We start from the raw sequence: 17,349 nt of genomic DNA, 5'->3' as shown, positions 1-17,349 counted from the left end.
CCTGTATTGATCATTGAAATTACAGGAAAATTGACTTGCGACTTATTCCATTTCTCGCTGCGGTCCTGACAGCACAGGCGGCTGCCGCATCCCCCACGGCTTACAAGTGCACAATCACGAAAAAGGATAGCCACGGCTGGGTTGCACCCGAATATGCCTTTCAAATCGACCCCGAGGCCGGCACGGCCCAAGCCGCCAGCAAATACCATGACTGGGCCAACGCGCAGCTTCGGGATCGTGGGTCCAAGGGCTATCGGATGATCTGGAACGTGACGCTCAAAAGCACCGAAGGTCAGGCCATTCGCATGCGCTATCAGGCGAATCTTGCGGCAGATGGCGGGCTGAAGGTGAGCGGCAGTTTCGTGAATGTCGGGGCATCGAACAAACCTTACGGAACCGGCAGATGCGAGGCCGTCAAAAAATGAAACGCCCCGGTGATGTCCGGGGCTTTTTCTGTCTGCCAAGGTGGGGTCGGGTTCAGTAGTATCCGACCTCGCTGCCGGGCTGCGCCGCAACCTTCAACAGCTTGAACACGTAATCCGCAACTGATCGGAAGCACACCAGGCGAAAGGATTCCGCGTCGTCCATCCAGAACGCCCCCGCAACCTGCGCCAGGCGCGTGCGCCGGATCTGGCCGGGCTGGAAGGCATCGGACGAGAAATCGACGGGCGCAACCTTGCCCAGCACCTCACGCGCGGTCGCCCCCGAGACCCGGAACACCGCCCGCGCGTCCGAGACGTTGACCGCCAAGGCATGCACACCGCTCAGCGCGTCCTGCATGGCGGCCAGTTTGGCCTCGACCTCGGCGTAGGGAACAAGCACCAGCAGCTCGTCCGGCGACATCCAGCAGACGCCGGTCTCGCCATCGACGAAAGCCTCGCGCTGGCCGGGCATCTTCTGGCCGGTGGCATCCTTGACCGCCTTGGTCACCAGCTTGTCGGACAGATCTCCACGCAGGGTTATCATCCCCTGCAGGCCGCATTCCTCGATCCGGGCGATGCCGTCAAAGCTTGCGTGGTTCAGTGCGCTGATGGGTTCAGACATTCTGCTTCTCCCCGTCCTTGTCGTAGAACACAGGGTCCACGATCTTGGCCTTGTAGATTTTGTTGTCGGTGCCCGGGAATTCGATCACCTCTCCCATTCGGTTCGGTCCATTCTTGACCAGCCCCATGGCGATGCCCCGGCCCAGGTTGGCCGAGTAATAGGTCGAGGTGACGCGCCCGATCACGTTGCGCTGACCGTTGGCGTTCACGCCCTCGCCCACTGCATAGGCGCCGTCGGGCAAAACGGAACCATCCACAGTTTCCAGACCCACCAGCTTCCAGCGGTCCGGATCGGTCATGTGAGAGCGTTCCTGCGCGCGCTTGCCCAGGAAATCCTCTTTCTTTTTTGAGATCGCCCAGTGCAGCCCCAGATCCTGCGGGATCACGGTGCCGTCGGTCTCGTCCCCGATCATGATGAAGCCCTTCTCGGCCCGCAGAATGTGCAGACATTCCGTGCCATAAGGCATCACGCCGAACTCTTTTCCGGCTTCCATCAGAGCGTCCCAGAACGCCTGCCCCTGGCTGGCGGGCACCGCGATTTCATAGGACAGCTCGCCCGAGAACGAGATGCGGTAGGCCCGGCAGTCAAAGCCGCCGATCTGGCCGTCACGCCATTCCATGAAGGGCAGCGCCTCGCGGCTGACATCCATGCCGCCGAGCTTCTCCAGCACCTTGCGGGCGTTTGGGCCCACTACGGCGACCTGGGCGTATTGCTCGGTCACGTTGGCGACATAGACCTTCCAGTCCCACCACTCGGTCTGCAGCCATTCCTCCATGTGGGCATGGATGCGCTCAGCCCCGCCGGTGGTGGTGTGGCACAGCCAGGTGTCCTCGTCGATGCGGGCGACAACGCCGTCGTCGATCAGGAAGCCGTTTTCCGAGCACATCAGGCCATAGCGGCATTTGCCGACCTTCAGCGTGGACATCATGTTGGTGTACATCATGTCCAGAAACTTGCCGGCGTCCGGGCCCTTGACGATCAGCTTGCCCAGCGTCGAGGCATCCAACAGCCCGAGGTTTTCACGGGTATTCTTGACCTCGCGGTTCACCGCGTCATGCACGGTTTCCCCGGCTCGGACATAGGCGTAAGGGCGACGCCAGTGGCCCACCGGCTCCCAATCGGCACCATTCCGGTCATGCCAGTCATGCATGGGCGTGCGGCGGATCGGCTGGAACACCTCGCCGCGCGCCTCGCCCGCGATGGCGCCCATCGAGATGGGCGTGTAGGGCGGGCGGAAAGTGGTGGTGCCGACCTTGGGAATCTCCGACTCCAGCGCATCAGCAAGGATCGCCAGACCGTTGATATTGCTCAGCTTACCTTGATCCGTCGCCATGCCCAGCGTGGTATAACGCTTGGTGTGCTCGACGCTTTCATAGCCTTCGCGCGCGGCCAATTGCACATCCGAGACCTTCACGTCGTTCTGGAAGTCCAGCCACGACTTCATGCGCAGCTGCACCTCGGCCTTGGCGGGCATCAGCCAAACGGCCGGCATGGGCGCTTCGGTCTCGGCCTCGCCCTGCGGTGCCTTGGTGTTCTTCGGCTTGAACCCGGCGACCTTGGCTGCGGCCTTGCCCGCGGCGTGGGCATCGGCCAGCACCTCGCCCAGCGCCAGCGGCCCGCTTGCCGAGCCTGCGGCCACAACAAAGCCTGCGCCATCCGCGCCCAGCGGCGGACGGTCGGGGTCGGGGCGGAAATGGGCGTTGGCTTCGTCCCAGATCAGCTTGCCACCGCAATGGGACCACATGTGCACCACCGGAGACCAGCCGCCCGACATGGCGACCGCATCACATTCGACCTCTTCCCGAGCGCCGCCGATGCCTTCCTGGTTGCAGATCGCGACCTTCTTGACCCGCTTGCCGCCCTTGACCTTGGCGATGGCCTTGCCGGGATCGACCCGGATACCGAGGCTGCGCGCCTCGTCCGCCAGCGGCCCGGCCGAGGGACGGGCATCGACGACGCGCAACACATCCACCCCAGCCTGTTTCAGGATGATCGCGGTTCGGTAGGCGTCGTCATTGTTGGTGGCGACGATCACCCGCTCGCCCGGAGTCACGCCCCAGTTGACCACATAGTCGCGCATGGCCGAGGCCAGCATCACCCCCGGCACGTCATTACCGGCAAAGGACAGCGGGCGCTCGATCGCGCCGGTGGCCGTAACGACCTGCTTGGCGCGGATGCGCCACAGGCGGTGGCGCGGGCCCTGGGTGCCGGGTTTGTGGTCGGTCAGACGCTCGTATCCCAGCACGTAACCGTGGTCATAGACCCCGGCCCCCATGCAGCGTGACCGCAGGGTGACGTTATCCATTGTTTCGAGTTCGGAAACCAATTGTTCCACGAACTTATCCACAGGCTCGTCGTTGACGGTGCCGCCGTCGACAGGCGCGCGGCCACCCCAATGGGCGGTCTGTTCGATCAGCATGACCTTGGCGCCCGATTGCGCCGCGGCCTTGGCCGCCTGCAGGCCCGCAACACCGCCGCCGATCACCAATACGTCGGTGAAGGCATAGAAGTGTTCATAGGTATCCGCATCGCGGCTGTCCTTATCGGGCGCCTTGCCCAGACCGGCGGACTGGCGGATGAACGGCTCGTACACATGTTTCCAGAACGGCTTGGGGTGGATGAACGTCTTGTAGTAGAACCCCGCCGGCAGGAACCGCGCCAGAGCCGTGTTCACCGCGCCGATGTCATATTCCAGGCTGGGCCAGTGGTTCTGCGAGATCGCGGTCAGGCCGTTGAACAGCTCGGTCGTAGTGGCGCGCTGGTTCGGCTCGAACCGGTTGCCCTGCCCCAAACCGACCAGCGCGTTGGGCTCCTCGGCGCCGCTGGCCACGACGCCGCGCGGACGGTGGTATTTGAATGACCGGCCGACCATCATCTGATCGTTGGCCAGCAGGGCCGAGGCCAGCGTGTCGCCCTGATAGCCTTGCATCGCGGTACCGTTGAATGAAAACGTGACCGGTTTCGATCTGTCGATCAGGCGACCTTGATTTGCGAGACGGGTGCTCATGTTGCGGACCTTTCGCAGGTGGAGGCACCAAGGCCTCCGGCGGATGTGTTCTTGAAAAGACGAAGCATCAGGAGAACTCTCTCCACTTCCAACCCGGCCGTTTGGCCGAAATCGCATCGCGGATCTCCTGCGGCGGCTCGGTGACCTGGGCCGAATAGGTGCCGAACACCTCGAGCGTCGCGGTGCAGCGCGCGGCATGGAACCACTTGCCACAGCCGTTGCTGTGGCGCCAGCGTTCAAAATGCACGCCCTTGGGGTTTTCGCGCATGAACAGATAGTCATGGAACTCTTCGTCCGACGAGCCGGGACCGAAGCGTTTCATATGCGCTTCGCCGCCGGCAGTCAGTTCGGTCTCTTCGGCGTCGACGCCGCAATAGGGGCAACTCAGGATCAGCATGATGCCACTCCTCGCTTGAAAAATAGGGACCACACGCCCAGATTTAGCGCATGGATATTTTGACCATTGTTTTGACCGTTGCTGGCACGCTTGCCGTTTTTGGACTGATCGCCTTCGTCATTTTCCGATCGGAAGAAAGGAAAACGATCAAACCAAGATCCGACAGGGCGAACAGTTCCGAAACCATTCACGGGTCGCATTGGGGCGACTGACATCAGTGTGCCACCCCGGCGGCGACGCTTTCGTCGATGAAGCGGCCCTCTTTGAACCGGTCCAGCGAGAACGCCTCGGTCAGCGGGGAATGCCCGGTGGCCATCAGCTGCGCCATGCCCCAGCCCGAACCGGGGATGGCCTTGAACCCGCCGGTGCCCCAACCGCAGTTGATGAAGCAACCGCCCAGCGGCGTCTTGGACAGGATGGGCGACCGGTCGCCGGTCATGTCGACGATCCCGCCCCATTGCCGCAGCATCTTGAGCCGCGAGATCATCGGAAAGGTCTCGACCAGGGCCCGGACGGTTTCCTCGATATGGTGGAAACTGCCGCGCTGGGTGTAGTTGTTGAACCCGTCGGTGCCGCCGCCGATCACCATCTCGCCCTTGTCGGATTGCGACATGTAACCATGCACGGTGTTGGCCATCACCACCACATCCATGCAGGGTTTGATCGGCTCGGACACCAGCGCCTGCAGGGCCAGCGCCTCGACCGGAAGACGGAAGCCCGCCATCTCGGCCAGTTGGCCCGAATGGCCCGCGACCACTATGCCCAGCTTGTCACATTCGATGGCGCCCTTGGTCGTCTCGACCCCTGTGACGCGACCGTTTTCAGACCGGACGCCCGTAACCTCACACTGCTGGATGATGTCCATACCCATATTCGAACAGGCACGCGCATAGCCCCAAGCCACCGCATCGTGGCGTGCGGTGCCGCCGCGCTCTTGCCACAGCGCACCAAGGACCGGATAGCGCGGGCCGTCGATGTTGATGATCGGGACCAGCTGCTTTACGCGCTCGGGCTCGATCCATTCGGTCTTGACCCCCTGAAGCGCGTTGGCATGCGCCGTACGCTGATAGCCGCGCACCTCGTGCTGGGTTTGCGCCAGCATCATTACGCCGCGCGGGCTGAACATCACGTTGTAGTTCAGATCCTGGCTCAGATCCTCGTACAGGCCGCGCGATTTTTCGTAGATCGCAGCCGACGGGTCCTGCAGATAGTTAGAGCGGATGATGGTCGTGTTCCGCCCGGTATTGCCGCCGCCCAGCCAGCCCTTTTCGATCACTGCAACGTTCTGGATACCGTAATTCTTGCCCAGATAATACGCCGTCGCCAAACCGTGCCCGCCGGCACCGACGATGATCACGTCATACCGTTTCTTGGGTTCTGGCGAACGCCACGCGCGCTCCCATCCGGTGTGATAGCGCAGCGCCTCTCGCGCTACGGCAAAGGCTGAATAGTGTTTCATGAGCGAATCCGTCCGGTTCGTGATTGGCCGAAGATATGCCGTGCGGCGACAGATTACCCCTGCCGTGCAGCGCCGCAATATCGCACTATTGCGACATGTAGGCCATTCGCGGCCATTTGTCCCTTTTTTCCGGGCGCGCGCAGGTCTAAGTGAGGGCAACAATTCCGGAGAGATCATGACATTCTGGGTTCTGCTTCTGCTCTTTGCGCTGTCGATCACCGCATTCCTGGCCTTTGGCCTGACCCGAACCCGCCGGCGACAGGAACATCCGGCGGCCTACGATCTGCGGGTTTACAAGGAACAGCTGGCCAGCGTTGACCGCGATCTGGCCCGCGGTGTGATCGCCAAAGCCGACGCCGAGCGGGTCCGGACCGAGATTTCGCGCCGTATCCTGGCTGCCGACGCGCAAATCCGCACGGGTGACGCGGCGACCGGGCCGTCGACCACTGTTCGGGTGACCGCCATCGGGTTCGTTGCCCTGGTTCTGATCGGCGGAGCGTTTGCTCTGTACCGCCAGCTGGGTGCTGCCGGATACCCTGATCAGCCGCTTTCAGCGCGCATGGAAATGGCCGCCGAACTGCGTGAGAACAGACCCGGCCAGGAAGAGGCCGAGCAGATGGCCCCACCCGTCGAAGCGCCTCAGCTTGAAGACAGCTATGCCAACCTTCTGAACCAGCTGCGCACGACCGTGGCCGACCGACCGGACGATCTTCAGGGTCACATTCTATTGGCGCAGCACGAAACCAACGCGGGCAATTTTCAGGCCGGTTATGCAGCCCAACGCCGTGCAATCGAGTTGATGGGGGATGAGGCTCCGGCGGACGCCTATTCGAACCTGGCAGAAATGCTGATCCTGGCGGCAGGGGGCTATGTCTCTCCCGAAGCCGAAGCGGCCTTGCGACAGGCACTGGAACGCGACCCACAATCGGGACCGGCGCGCTATTACTGGGGACAGATGCTGCTGCAGATCGGACGGCCGGACCAGGCCTATCGCGTCTGGATGGACACGCTGCGCACGTCGCCGCCGGGCGCGCCTTGGGCCAACGCCATTCGCGCCCAGATCGACGAACTTGCCTGGCGCGCCGGCGTCTTCAACGCGCCCGAAATGGCAGCTGCTCCGGCAGGTGCCGGCCCCAGCCAGTCGGATATGGAAGCTGCGGCGGAATTGACGCCCGAGGAGCGTCAGGAGATGATCCGCGGCATGGTTGACGGATTGTCGGACAGGCTGGCGACCGAAGGTGGTTCTCCGCAGGAATGGGCTCGACTGATCTCGGCGCTTGGGGTGCTGGGAGAAACCGAGCAGGCCGCCGCGATCCGCGATGAAGCCGCGACCAAGTTTGCCGAAGACCCTGCCGCGCTTGAACTGATCAACTCGGCCGCGCAGCAGGCTGGCCTGTCGCAATGATCCAGGACGTGTTCGATGATTTCGCAGCCGCACTGCCCCCGATGCAGGCGTTGATGGGTCTGGACCTCGGCGAAAAGACGATCGGCGTGGCTGTTTCCGACCGCATGCGCGGTGTGGCGAGCCCACTTGAGACCGTGCGCCGCAAGAAATTCAAGCTGGACTCTGCCCGCCTTCTGGAAATCGCTGCCGACCGCGGGATCGGAGGGATCGTTCTTGGCCTGCCCATGAATATGGACGGATCCGAGGGTCCAAGGTGCCAATCGACCCGCGCGTTTGCCCGCAACCTGTCCCAACTGACCGACATCCCGATCGGGTTCTGGGACGAGCGTCTGAGCACAGTTGCGGCAGAAAAGGCACTTTTAGAGGCGGATACGACACGAAAACGTCGCGGACAGGTTATCGACCACGTCGCGGCGGGTTATATCCTGCAAGGAGCGCTGGACAGGCTGCGCTTTCTTTAACGAGCCCGGAGACCGGCGATGACGAACATGATTTGGAAAAGGAACGAGGTCGAAAGCCCCTGTGTCCAGATCTGCGTCGTGCATCCGACCGAGCGTATCTGTACGGGCTGCTATCGCACCATCGACGAAATCACGCGCTGGTCGAAAATGGACAGCTCGGAACGCGCCGAAATCATGAATGACCTGCCTGCCCGCAAGCCTCGCTTGGCCAAGAGACGGGGTGGTCGCGCGGCCCGTCTGGACAAATCCTGACAATCAAAGGGCTTTGTCGGTCTTCCGACCGTCTTCTTAATCTTTCGCAGTGTCTGCGCATGTCTTCACACCGGACCGTTGCCCGGCCTTCAATTCACTGCGGAACAAACGGGTGATTTCCGACTTGCTGGTCTGCGCCCGCCGAAGAGTGGATGCCTGGAAATCAACTTCGACAGCCGCGCTGGTCATGGATTTTCTTTTCAAAAACTTGATCAGCCGCATACGAGCCTTCCTGAATAAATCTGCGTCGCTGCGGGCCGGTCGAGAGCTCGGGAAAAGGGGGATCGAGCCGTATGACTATGCGTGAGTGAGTGGCGGCCCGCAGCGACGATTTGCGCATACCGGAGTCAGGCTTTTGAGAAAGGGGGAAAACCTGCCGTCGCGCTTCAATTTTTTTACCAATTAGACAAATCAGCCGGAGAGACTCAACAGTTACAATGCCTTCGCGCCTCGCGGTTGGGCAAAAAGGACGTAACGTAACAAGTTGGACCGGCCCGCGACAGCGTCATGTGTCAATCCAGGATTTGCCCCGGACGCGCAGCGCGGCCCAATCATTCGGGCCGCGCGCCATCGTCATCCGGCAGCCAGCCACGCTTTGGCGTTTTCAATCTCTTCGGACGGGAAAAACTGGGTACGTGTACCCAGAATGTGGCCACCCACGCGCTGCGCGATGTTCTGCCATGCCTTGTCGCCGACGATGGCTGCCCGATCCAGCATTCCAACGTGACCGCGGGCCAGACGGAAATGCGCGGCCAGAGCGGTCAGCCCTTGCCAGCCATCAAACTCCCTCAGATCGATCAGCAACCGGAACGCATCCCGGTCGCCCAGGATGGCATCCAGATCGGCTTCGGCCTTTTCGTATTCCTCGGGATCCAGCTTACCCATCAGGCTGACCTGCACGCATGGCCCGCCCAAATCCACAATGTGGATCACGCCCAGGGATTCACGGATCCAGCGGCGCGCTTCTTCCAGCTCGGCCAGCTCGAATACCTGTACCGGACAGGGCATAAGCGGCGCAGCCAGACGCACGCTGGTCTGGACCCAGCCCTTGTCTGCGACGACCGCGGCGCGATCGAACCCGCGCCAATGGCTTAGGCCCAGCTTGGTATCTTCCCAAGCAGCGCCCAGATCGTAGCCTTTGAACTCGGGGCCGACGATAACCAGCAGGCGGACGGCGTCATGTTCCGACAGCGCAGCCTCGATTGCAGGAACCAGAGTGCTTGTGTAATCGGCGCTGGTTACTTCGCCGGACAATTCGATTTCGATCAATGCGCCGTCGGAATTCTTGTGGACCGTAATCATTTTGAGCCTCCAAAGCCAAAGAATGGCAGAAGGTTACGGGGATTCGACCCATTCGGCCACACCGCCCGGCAGCTCGGGCCGGAAATAGGCAATCATCCGTCCGTCCGGCCCCGCCGTTGCCCCTGCCCCCCAAGGCGCGACCCCATGCAAACAATGGCGATGCAACACGTAGGTTTCGCCGGGCGAGGCCGACACTTCGATACGCGGGCAGGCTTCGAACACTTTGCGGCGAGCCGCCTGATAAGCCTCGGTGATATCAGTCTGCGCCCACCGGGTACGCGGGACACTGGCCAACGCAGCCCGGAATGCCGCGCCCATGATTTTGTGGCTGCCATCCCAAACGACCAGAGGCGCGGCGTTTGCGCTCGCCTGTGTCAGCGGGATACCCAGGACCCATGCGTGAGGCTCGTCGATCTTGCGCCGGCGGTCCGGACCGCCGGGTTTCAGACCATCCACATGCGCCGCATCGCGCTTGGCCCGGTATCGGGCCGCCGCCTCGTTCTCGCCCCTGCGCGGGCGCGGATAGCCGGGATAAACGACCGAGACCTGCCCCTTGTGCAATTCGATCGACCCATATTGTTCAACCAGAAACTCGACGGCCTGCCCACTCAACGGGGCTGAGGCGCCGACACGCCCTGCGCCGTCATTGGGCAGTGCATCGACGCCGATGAACCAGGTGCTTTCGCAATCCAACCACTGCCGGTGGGCCGGGTCACTGGCGGCCTGCTGCGCCAATGGTAGGGCGTGGGTCACCCAGTCGGCTACGGGCTTGTCGTAGGGGAATACTTCCCAACCCCGCGACCAGAAAGGCCTTACCACCCCACTGCCTTGCGCAGCATGTTGAGCGCCACCAGCGTGAGGAACACGGCAAACACCCGTTTGAGCGGCTTGGGGTCCATCGCATGGGCCAGTTTCACCCCCCAGGGCGCGGTGATCATCGTCATCGCAACAACCACACCAAAGGCCACAAGATTGACGGCGCCGATTGTCAGCGGCGGACGGTGTTCAGCTGCGATCGGCAGAAACAGAAAGCCCAGTACCGAGGGTACGGCGATGATCACGCCAAACCCCGCGGCCGTCGCAACGGCCCGATGGATCGGTGTGTTGTAGAGGCTCATCAGAGGCACCCCAAAGCTGCCGCCGCCAATTCCCATCAGCACCGACAGAAACCCGACCAACGGCGAAATCACCAACCGCTTCAGCCCGCCGGGCATGGCATCACCCAATCGCCATTCGGACTTGCCAAGTCCCAGATAAGCGCCAATCACCATTCCAAGGATACCGAACAGCGCCTGCAACGCTTCCGTGCGCAGGGCCGAGGCGACCAGTACGCCAACAATCGCACCGACTGCGATACCCGGACCCCAACCGCGTAGAATATCCCAATCGACGGCGCCTTTCTTGTTGTGACTCAGCACCGAACGAACCGAAGTCACGATGATCGTGGCAAGTGACGTCGCAAGACACAGCTGCATCAGCTGCGGGCCACCATATCCCAGCGTTTGAAAAGCGTAGAAGAAGGCCGGCACCAGAACGATCCCGCCACCGACTCCCAAAAGGCCAGCCAAAACACCGGCCAGCGCGCCGATCACAAGCAAAAGGCCCAGCATCTGGGCCAGCAACATCGTATCGGGCATCCGTCCCCCTTGGTCCCCGGCCCTTGGGCCGTCTTAAACTACCTGCGCCGCCTCGGCATCCGGTGTCACGCGGGACAGCGCGCCCAGAACCACCTCGGGTCCGGCATGGTCTTTGACCGCGCCTTCGGACAAAGCGCGCCTCCAACCACGAGCACCCGGGCGTCCTGCGAACAATCCCAGCATATGTCGCGTGATCTGGTGCAACCGCCCCCCGCCGGCAAGATGCCGATCGATATAGGGCAGCATTTTCATCACGACTTCAACCGGATCCGCCTTTTGCCCCGACCCGTAGATCAGCGGGTCGGCATCGGCCAGAATATCGGTTGGCTGATGATAAGCAGCCCGGCCGATCATCACCCCGTCCAGTCCGGCGTCCAGATGCACTTGGGCTTCGGCCAGTGTCGTGATGCCTCCGTTGATCGAGATGTGGAGATCCGGAAAATCGGCTTTCATCCGGTGAACCAGATCGTAGTCCAGCGGCGGTATTTCCCTGTTTTCTTTGGGGCTAAGCCCCTGAAGCCAAGCCTTGCGGGCGTGGATCGTCACGCGCCGACAGCCGGCGGCGCGAATCCGATCCAGAAAGTTAGGCAATATGTCCTCGGGGTTTTGGTCATCCACGCCGATCCGACACTTGACCGTGACATCGACGTCAACAGCATCCCGCATGGCGGCCAAGCAATCGGCGACACGACCCGCCTCTTTCATCAAGACGGCCCCAAACGTTCCTGATTGAACCCGATCCGACGGGCAGCCGCAGTTCAGGTTGATCTCGTCATATCCGGCCTCAGCCCCCAATGCGGCCGCCTTAGCCAGCTCCTGCGGGTCAGATCCGCCCAATTGCAGAGCGACGGGATGTTCCTCGGGGCTATGGTCCAGAAGATGCAGCGCTCCACCCCGTACCAGAGCAGGGGCCGTCACCATTTCCGTGTACAAAAGCGTTTCAGCACTGAGCAAACGGTGCAGATACCGACAGTGCCGATCGGTCCAATCCATCATCGGCGCAACCGACAAGCGCGCAGCGCGAGTGACTTCGCTGCGATCAGCAAGTGCCCGAGATTGAGACCCCGCCATCAGTGCACGTTCCTTTTTGTGGCCCAGACAAAAGTGCGGCGCCCGGTCAAGCCGGGTCCGCGCTAGGCGTCTACCACTGTTTGACGCCGGACTTCCACCGTCGGATTGCTAGGCCCGGACGTCCTTTGGAGATTGTTCCGAACGCTGGGCAAAACTGCCGCGCGTCCGGTTGGCGAAAGCCACCAGCGACAGCATCACCGGCACCTCGACCAGAACACCCACCACCGTGGCCAGAGCCGCCCCCGAATTCAGGCCGAACAGGCTGATGGCGACGGCCACCGCCAGTTCAAAGAAGTTCGATGTGCCGATCAGCGCGCAGGGCGCCGCAATCCGGTGCGGCACGCGCAGGGCAAAGGCCGCCGCATAAGCCACCGCAAAGATTCCGTAGGACTGGATCAGGATCGGCACGGCGATCAGTGCGATGACCATCGGGCGGTCCAGGATCACCTGCCCTTGCAGGCCGAACAGGATGACGACGGTGGCAATCAGGCCGACAACGCCCCACGGCTTGACCCGGTCGCGGAACGCCTCGATCCGCTCGGCCGAGCCCAGCCGGTTGCGCGTCCAGACACCTGCCGCCAGGGGCAGCGCCACGAACAGGACAACCGACAGGACCAGCGTCTGCCACGGAACCGAAATGTCGGTCACACCCAGCAGGAAGGCCACGATCGGAGCGAACGCAAAGACCATGACGATGTCATTCACCGACACCTGCAGCAGGGTATAGTTCTCGTCCCCCTTGGTCAGATGCGACCAGACGAACACCATTGCCGTGCAGGGCGCCGCACCCAGCAGGATCAGCCCCGCGATATATTGCTGGGCATCGGCGGGCGCGATCAGGTCGGCGAAGACGTATTCGAAGAACAGCACGCCCAGCGCGGCCATGGTGAAGGGCTTGATCAGCCAGTTGACCACCAGGGTGATCGCCAGCCCCTTGGGCTGTTTCACCACGTCGCGCAGGCTGCTTGGGTCGACCCCCACCATCATCGGATAGACCATGGCCCAGATCAGCACCGCCACCACCAGGTTGACATTGGCCACCTCGGCCGCGGCGATGGCCTGGACCAAACCCGGCGCGAATGAGCCGATGGCGATCCCGGCGACCATGGCCAGCGCGATCCACAGGGACAGATACCGTTCAAATACACTCATGCAGAGATCTCCGAAGTTGTGTGGGGCTGCAAGCGCCCCGCAGCCAAGGCGGAAAGCGCGACCATGGCGGCCGCCGTCCCGAGCATCAAGGGCAACCCGCCCCATTGATAAGTCAGGCCGGACAGCAGCGTACCCAACAGCCGCCCGCCCGCATTGGCCATGTAGTAGAAACCCACATCCATCGTCACCCGCTCGGCCCGGGTGAAGGCCAGGATCAGATAGGAATGCAGCGAGGAATTCACCGCAAAGACCGCGCCAAAGGCCAGCAGGCCACCCACCAGCGTCAGCGTCAGCCACGGCGCGGGCCCAGAGGACATCAGCGCAGCCACCGTCAGGACGGCCGGCACGCAGGCCAGCCCCCAGGCCCAGCTGCGCGCCGCTGCGACCAGATCGGCCTCATCCCGCGCCCCTGCCCGCAGCAGACGCGGGGCGGCAGCCTGAACAATGCCGTACAGAATGATCCACAAGGCCATGAACCCGCCGATCAGAAAAAAGGCCGAGCGGTTGCCCGCTTCGCTGCCATCCGACAGCACGGCGTAGAAATAGATCGGGATGCCGACGACGAACCAGACGTCGCGCGCCCCGAACAGGAAGACCCGCGCCGCGGACAGCCAGTTCACATTGGCCGATTTCGAAAAGACCTCGGAAAATTTAGCGCCCTTGCGGCCCTTGGGCAGCCCCGGCGGCATCGCCAGCAGCACCGCCACCAGGATCAGGAACAAGACCCCCGCCATGCCCAGCACGGCGCCGGCAAAGCCGAACCCGGCCAACAAGGCCGCCCCCAGCAGGAAGCCCAACCCCTTGACAGCGTTCTTCGACCCGGTCAGCACCGCGACCCAGCGGAACAGCCCGCCGCCCTCGGTGGGGGCCAACAGCTTGACCGCCGATTTCGACGACATCTTGGTCAGGTCCTTGGCCACGCCGCTGGCGCCCTGCACGACCATCACGAAGGCGACCGACACACCGATGGTCCAGCCCGGATCCAATTGCGCCAGCGCCAGCAATGCCAGCACCTGTATCGTCAGCCCCGCGTACAGGGTCGCGGTCAGACCGAACCGCGCGGCGATCCACCCGGCGGCCAGGTTGGTGGCCATCCCGGCGATCTCGTACAGCACGAACAGATAGGCCAGCTGAACCGGCGAAAAGCCCAGCGTGTGAAAATGCAGCAGCACCAGCATCCGCAGGGCGCCGTCGGTCAGCATGAAGGCCCAATAGGCTGCCGTGACGGAGATATAGGCCGACAGCCCGTCCGGACGTTGGGAAGCGCTGGTCAAAGTGATGCCCCGACCATCATCGCGACATCCACCAGACGGTGCGCATAGCCCATCTCGTTGTCGTACCAGGCATAGACCTTTACCTGCGTTCCGTTCACCACCATGGTCGACGGTGCATCCACGATGCTGGACAGGGTGTCATTGGTATAGTCGGTCGAAACCAGAGGACGCTCCTCATAGCCCAGAATGCCGACCAGAGGCCCTTCGGCCGCGGCCTTGAACAGGGCGTTCACTTCTTCGGCCGTGGTTTCGCGTTCAACCTCGAACACGCAATCGGTCAGCGAGGCATTCAGCAGCGGCACCCGCACCGCATGCCCGTTCAACCGCCCCGTCAGTTCGGGATAGATCAGGGTGATCGCCGTGGCACTGCCAGTGGTCGTGGGGATCAGCGAATTCAGCGCCGACCGGGCACGGCGCAGGTCCTTGGCCGGACGGTCCACGATCGTCTGCGTATTGGTCACGTCATGAATCGTGGTGATCGAGCCGTGCCGGATGCCCAGGCTCTCGTGGATGACCTTGACCACCGGGGCCAGGCAGTTCGTGGTGCAGCTGGCCGCGGTCACGATGCGGTGGCGGGCCGGATCATAGGTGCCTTCGTTCACGCCAAAGACGATATTGGCCGCATCACCATCCTTGACCGGCGCCGAGACCACCACCTTCTTCACACCGGCGTCAAAGTAAGGGGTCAGTTTTGCCTCGGTCTTGAAGACCCCGGTACAGTCGATGACGACGTCGACGCCTTCAAGCGGCAGATCAGACAGGTTGCGGGTCCCGATGAAGGGCAACCGAACGCCGTCGATGGTGACCGAGTTTTCGTCATGACTAAAGTCGGCGGCCCAGCGGCCATGCACGGTGTCGAACTCCAGCAGATGCGCGTGCATCGCGGGGTCCCCCACCGCGTCATTGATCCAGGCGATCTGCGCGCCTTTCTCAAGCAGGGGTTTCAAGGCCAGCTTGCCGATGCGGCCAAGGCCGTTAAGAGCATAAACGGTCATGCGGTTTCTCCGGTATGGGTCTGGCCGATGTCATCCACGGCCTTCTGAAGGGACATACGGTCTAGGGTTTCGAACGGCAGCGACGAAAAGGTCAGGATCCGGTTGCGCAACGCGCCGTAGGCCTGCTGGAAGGCAAGGCGTTTTTGGGCCTCTGTTCCCTCGGCCTTCACCGGATCGGGCATACCCCAATGCGCGCTGACCGGCTGCCCGGGCCAGGCGGGGCAGTCTTCGTTCGCAGCCTGATTGCATACGGTGAACACGAAATCGAACTTCGGCGCGCCCGGGGCCTGGAACTCGCTTACATTCTTGGCGCGCAGGTCCGAGATGTCGTGCCCATTCTGCCGCAGCACCTCAAGCGCCGCTGGGTTCAACTGGGACCGCGGACGTGTACCGGCAGAAAACACGTTGAACCGGTCGCCGCCAAGCTGCTTCAACAGGGCCTCGGCGAAAATCGAACGCGCGGAATTCCCGGTACATATGAACAATACGTTGTAGGTACGCGGGGCCTTGGCCGCATGCGCGTCAACGCCGTTGAGTGGACTGGGCGCGCAGAGTTCCGGACGCCCACGGCAGCAATCCAGCAGAAGGTAATCGAACGTCTGCCGCACGGCGTCCATATCCACCGAGTAGCGCAAGGACGTCCCGACCCTTTCCTGCGTCACAAGGCCGGCCTGCATCAGCGCGTTTACGTAGTTGGACAGCGTATTCGGCTTGAGGTCCAACGCCATGGCAATCTCGGTCGCGGGTATGCGATCGGGATACCGGCGCATCAACAGCCGGAAAACGGCCAACCGAGCCGGATGACCCAAGGTGGACAGGCGGTCGGGAATCACTTTTTCCATAATTCATGGATATTCGAATTACAGACGAAATCAAGTGCCCGTTTTTGGCGCGTTTAAACCGCAGGCAAGATTTTACGATTGGCCACAAAGATGCCCCTCGCCCAAAATGGAACGACGGGTGAATTGATATTGAAGAAAATGGTGCGGCCGAGAAGACTCGAACTTCCACGGGTGTTACCCCACAGCGACCTCAACGCTGCGCGTCTACCAATTCCGCCACGGCCGCACTGCCTGTGACTTGGTAGGCGGCGTATAGACGCTTGGCAAAAGGATGTGAAGAGGCAAAAGCAACCGCATTGGAATTCCCGGCCTGCAACCATATCTGTGGGGTCATGAAACCCGATGCCACATCGCAGCAGGAGCATCCGATGACCACACCCGATCCCCGCCCCGTCATCCAAGTCGACATCGTATCCGATGTCGTATGCCCGTGGTGCATCGTCGGGTTTCGCCAGCTTGATCTGGCGCTGGAGCAGGAGAACGTGCTGGCGCAGCTCCGGTGGCACCCGTTCGAGTTGAACCCCGCAATGGGGCCAGATGGCCAGAACCTGCGAGAGCACATCATGGAGAAGTACGGCTCGACCGCCGAGCAGAGCCAGCAAGCCCGAGACCGGCTGACCGCGCTGGGTGCGGATTTGGGTTTCACGTTCAATTTCAATGACGACAGCCGCATAGTGAACACCTTCGCTGCACATCAACTTCTGGACTGGGCCGAAACGCAAGGCAGGCAACACCCTCTGAAGCTGGCCTTGTTCAAGGCCTATTTCACAGATCAGCGGGATGTTTCGAAAGTTGAGGTATTGCTGGATGCCGCTCAGACCGCCGGCCTCGACCCAGACGCCGCCCGCGCGGCGTTGGAGTCGGGCGCGCATGCAGGCCCGGTAAGGCAAAAGCAACAATTCTGGACCAGCCGAGGCATCACCGGAGTTCCGGCAATGGTTTTTGGCGGCAAGTACCTGCTGACGGGTGCGCAGGGCACCGAGACCTACGCCCAGATCCTGCAGCGATGCCTGGCCGAGGCCGCCTAACCTCTTTCGCTTGGACAGCAGGA

At 62.3% G+C, this 17,349-nt stretch carries 18 protein-coding genes and 1 tRNA gene; 5 read left to right on the top strand and 14 right to left on the bottom strand.

Going from position 1 to position 17,349, the window contains the following annotated elements; translation table 11 throughout:
* Nucleotides 1-35: 35 nt before the first annotated feature.
* The gene (locus ACR0NB_RS02600) at nt 36-425 is read left to right on the top strand and encodes a hypothetical protein (RefSeq protein WP_480774863.1); all 390 of its coding nucleotides are present in this window, start codon (nt 36-38) and stop codon (nt 423-425) included.
* 52 nt (nt 426-477) lie between these two features.
* Here the strand turns inward: ACR0NB_RS02600 and ACR0NB_RS02595 are convergent, their stop codons facing one another.
* From ACR0NB_RS02595 to ACR0NB_RS02580, 4 genes are all read right to left on the bottom strand, one after another.
* On the bottom strand, nt 478-1,044 hold the full coding sequence (locus ACR0NB_RS02595; RefSeq protein WP_480774862.1) for a sarcosine oxidase subunit gamma: 567 nt from the start codon (nt 1,042-1,044) through the stop codon (nt 478-480).
* Entirely contained in the window at nt 1,037-4,051 is a 3,015-nt protein-coding gene (locus ACR0NB_RS02590) for a sarcosine oxidase subunit alpha family protein (RefSeq protein WP_480774861.1), read from the bottom strand. Before ACR0NB_RS02590 ends, ACR0NB_RS02595 begins: the two co-directional genes overlap by 8 nt.
* A 67-nt stretch (nt 4,052-4,118) precedes the next feature.
* Nucleotides 4,119-4,448: a sarcosine oxidase subunit delta gene (locus ACR0NB_RS02585; protein WP_480774860.1), complete on the bottom strand. Its 330-nt coding sequence runs from the start codon at nt 4,446-4,448 to the stop codon at nt 4,119-4,121.
* A gap of 214 nt (nt 4,449-4,662) precedes the next feature.
* The gene (locus ACR0NB_RS02580; protein ID WP_170372272.1) at nt 4,663-5,907 is read right to left on the bottom strand and encodes a sarcosine oxidase subunit beta family protein; all 1,245 of its coding nucleotides are present in this window, start codon (nt 5,905-5,907) and stop codon (nt 4,663-4,665) included.
* Between the two features lie 175 nt (nt 5,908-6,082).
* Here ACR0NB_RS02580 and ccmI point away from each other — a divergent pair, with 175 nt between their 5' ends.
* From ccmI to ACR0NB_RS02565, 3 genes are read left to right on the top strand one after another with little or no spacing between them, the layout of a single operon-like run.
* Nucleotides 6,083-7,312: a c-type cytochrome biogenesis protein CcmI gene (gene ccmI / locus ACR0NB_RS02575; protein WP_480774859.1), complete on the top strand. Its 1,230-nt coding sequence runs from the start codon at nt 6,083-6,085 to the stop codon at nt 7,310-7,312.
* Nucleotides 7,309-7,773 (top strand): Holliday junction resolvase RuvX, encoded by a 465-nt coding sequence (gene ruvX / locus ACR0NB_RS02570; protein ID WP_480774858.1) that lies wholly within the window; start codon nt 7,309-7,311, stop codon nt 7,771-7,773. The genes ccmI and ruvX overlap by 4 nt, the downstream gene beginning before the upstream one ends.
* Nucleotides 7,774-7,791: 18 nt before the next feature.
* On the top strand, nt 7,792-8,025 hold the full coding sequence (locus tag ACR0NB_RS02565) for a DUF1289 domain-containing protein (protein ID WP_170337967.1): 234 nt from the start codon (nt 7,792-7,794) through the stop codon (nt 8,023-8,025).
* Nucleotides 8,026-8,061: 36 nt separating this feature from the next.
* Here the strand turns inward: ACR0NB_RS02565 and ACR0NB_RS02560 are convergent, their stop codons facing one another.
* The 10 genes from ACR0NB_RS02560 to ACR0NB_RS02515 form a co-directional block, all read right to left on the bottom strand.
* Nucleotides 8,062-8,247, bottom strand: coding sequence for a hypothetical protein (locus tag ACR0NB_RS02560; RefSeq protein WP_480774857.1), 186 nt, complete (start codon nt 8,245-8,247; stop codon nt 8,062-8,064).
* 351 nt (nt 8,248-8,598) lie between these two features.
* Nucleotides 8,599-9,327 (bottom strand): SpoIIAA family protein, encoded by a 729-nt coding sequence (locus ACR0NB_RS02555; protein ID WP_480774856.1) that lies wholly within the window; start codon nt 9,325-9,327, stop codon nt 8,599-8,601.
* 33 nt (nt 9,328-9,360) lie between these two features.
* Nucleotides 9,361-10,080 carry a hypothetical protein gene (locus ACR0NB_RS02550; RefSeq protein WP_480774855.1) on the bottom strand — a complete coding sequence of 240 codons (720 nt, stop codon included), beginning with the start codon at nt 10,078-10,080 and terminating at the stop codon, nt 9,361-9,363.
* Between the two features lie 59 nt (nt 10,081-10,139).
* The gene (locus ACR0NB_RS02545) at nt 10,140-10,964 is read right to left on the bottom strand and encodes a sulfite exporter TauE/SafE family protein (RefSeq protein ID WP_170337959.1); all 825 of its coding nucleotides are present in this window, start codon (nt 10,962-10,964) and stop codon (nt 10,140-10,142) included.
* Nucleotides 10,965-10,997: 33 nt separating this feature from the next.
* Nucleotides 10,998-12,035 (bottom strand): tRNA dihydrouridine(20/20a) synthase DusA, encoded by a 1,038-nt coding sequence (gene dusA, locus ACR0NB_RS02540; RefSeq protein ID WP_480774854.1) that lies wholly within the window; start codon nt 12,033-12,035, stop codon nt 10,998-11,000.
* A 108-nt stretch (nt 12,036-12,143) separates the two neighbouring features.
* Nucleotides 12,144-13,187: an ACR3 family arsenite efflux transporter gene (arsB, locus tag ACR0NB_RS02535; protein ID WP_480774853.1), complete on the bottom strand. Its 1,044-nt coding sequence runs from the start codon at nt 13,185-13,187 to the stop codon at nt 12,144-12,146.
* Entirely contained in the window at nt 13,184-14,461 is a 1,278-nt protein-coding gene (gene arsJ, locus ACR0NB_RS02530; protein ID WP_480774852.1) for an organoarsenical effux MFS transporter ArsJ, read from the bottom strand. The genes arsB and arsJ overlap by 4 nt, the downstream gene beginning before the upstream one ends.
* Nucleotides 14,458-15,456 (bottom strand): ArsJ-associated glyceraldehyde-3-phosphate dehydrogenase, encoded by a 999-nt coding sequence (locus tag ACR0NB_RS02525; protein ID WP_480774851.1) that lies wholly within the window; start codon nt 15,454-15,456, stop codon nt 14,458-14,460. The genes arsJ and ACR0NB_RS02525 overlap by 4 nt, the downstream gene beginning before the upstream one ends.
* The gene (locus tag ACR0NB_RS02520; RefSeq protein ID WP_170390461.1) at nt 15,453-16,298 is read right to left on the bottom strand and encodes an arsenate reductase/protein-tyrosine-phosphatase family protein; all 846 of its coding nucleotides are present in this window, start codon (nt 16,296-16,298) and stop codon (nt 15,453-15,455) included. The genes ACR0NB_RS02525 and ACR0NB_RS02520 overlap by 4 nt, the downstream gene beginning before the upstream one ends.
* A gap of 139 nt (nt 16,299-16,437) precedes the next feature.
* A tRNA-Leu gene (locus ACR0NB_RS02515) sits at nt 16,438-16,524 on the bottom strand.
* Between the two features lie 142 nt (nt 16,525-16,666).
* Between ACR0NB_RS02515 and ACR0NB_RS02510 the strand changes: the two genes are divergently transcribed.
* Entirely contained in the window at nt 16,667-17,326 is a 660-nt protein-coding gene (locus ACR0NB_RS02510) for a DsbA family oxidoreductase (protein ID WP_170390462.1), read from the top strand.
* Nucleotides 17,327-17,349 lie beyond the last annotated feature (23 nt).

It is taken from the genome of Ruegeria sp. CG3 (genome assembly GCF_056537205.1).
Note: the sequence above shows the minus strand (reverse complement) of the source record. Positions and strands in the feature narration are given on the sequence as shown.